Genomic DNA, 1,774 nt, shown 5'->3' on the forward strand with positions numbered 1-1,774 from the left:
CGGTCGCCCGCGGGCGGGGACAGAGCCCCGCCCCTACGGGTCTTTGATAAAACCCTCCCGAAAAAACTACGCCTCCCGCTTTTTCCGGCTCACGAGGACGACGACCAGAACGATGATGATCGCGGCACCCAGGCCGATAACGAGCCACAGCCACCAGGGCATGCCCCGGTCGATCTCGGTCCGGGGCACCGCCCCGTCCGGCGAGTACGTGCGCGTGGAGACCAGCAGGACCGCCTCGGCGACGCCCTTGTCGAGGGCGGCCCCCATCGAGACTAAAGCGTAGTGGTCGCCCAGAATCTGCACCGCCTCGGGCAGCTCCAGCCCCGGCGTCATGGACAGGAGCTTGATCAGTTTATCCGCGCTGATGAAGCCGATCACCCGGTACCCGGGCAACTGTCCCTCGACGAGCTTGTAGTCCTCGTTGGTGTAAACCCCCTCGCCCCGGCCCAGATCCACGTCCCGAATCTTGGCCACCATCCCCGAGTCGGTGGTCACGACTAGATAGCCGTCGTAGAAGGCCAGCGCCGGTTTAAACGGCAAAGCAATCGGCCCGCCCAGTGTCAGCTCGTCCAGCACCACGTCGCCCTCCGTGCGGCGCTCCAACGAGGCGCCGCCCATCTCGCCTTCCAGGACCGACGCCAGGAGCGGCCGGAGCTTCTCGTCGTAGATGAGCTTGAAAAGCGCCGGATCGTCCAGCTTGAGCCCGAAAGTGACGCCCGGCATCCACCCGGCGTCCGTGAGGAAGAGGAAGGAGCCCCCGCCGACGCTCTGGATGAGGCTGACCAGGTTCTCCTCACCCACGGCCGCGATGAACCCCGCCGACTCCGGGAACTGGGAGAGGAGCCCGACGAGCATTCCGGCGATACCCTCTTTCTCCTCCAAGGGGACTTGGCCCTGGTCCCCGCCGATGAAGGCGAGGCAGTCCCGAGGCACGGGCAGCTTGGTCTCCGGCTCCTCCACCCCGGCAAAGTCGCCGTAGGCCACCGCGGAGAACCGAAGCCCCTCGGGCTGGACTTCGAGCCCCAACCCGACGCTCTGGACTTTGTTCAGCCATTCCTTGACCACCGCGGGGATCTGCGGGGCCTGGGTCAGGGCCATTGTCAGGAAACCGCGGACGGAGCTCATGTCTATAAGCACGCAGGCGGTCGCATCCTGATAACGCTCGATGAGCGGGAGGACGCTCTCGGAGTTGAAGAACCGCTTCTCGGGATCACCCAGGGCGTCCATGCAGCTCTTCACCAGGGGCATGGACTCGCTCGCGATGAAGAGGCCGCCGATCTGGGTGGTGTAAAGGCCATTGGAGAGCCTTATTTCGGCATCCGCGTACTTTTCGACGGTCTCGGGCTTATCCACCCCCATGGTTTTGTAGAAGAAATCGGAGAACGCGTCGGGGTCGTGGATGGAGACCAGAAACACCGACTGCGGCTCCGGGAAGCCGCCCATGGCGATGCAAAGCGGCTTGTCCACGTCAATCCCCAGGTCCCAGAGACCCTGGAGGGAGTCCACGGGGGGGTTCTCGGCGTCGAACACATCCCGGACGAGGTCCTCGATTCTCTTCACGGCCTCGTCCGCCAGGTTCGGCGCCACCCCGCGCAGTTCTTTGACCAGGCTTTCGGCGCCGTCCCAGAGCCCGGCGACGGAAGTAATGTAGGCCACTTGGAAGACCCCCGTCGGGACGGCCTCGGTGGGGTCGCCCCCCTCGGCGGAGCAACCGGCGAGCCCGAGGAAAAGACAGGCGGTCAACAGGGAGATGATTAAACGGCGCATCTTCAAT

1 protein-coding gene is annotated in these 1,774 nt (G+C 64.8%); it reads right to left on the minus strand.

All coding sequences use genetic code 11. The annotated features are described in order from the left end of the window. Positions 1-66: 66 nt before the first annotated feature. Positions 67-1,774: hypothetical protein (locus NTW26_07105; protein MCX7022025.1), on the minus strand; the 1,708-nt coding region annotated here is incomplete at its 5' end.

The sequence above is a fragment of the bacterium genome (assembly GCA_026398675.1).
Taxonomy (GTDB): Bacteria; RBG-13-66-14; RBG-13-66-14; order RBG-13-66-14; family RBG-13-66-14; genus RBG-13-66-14.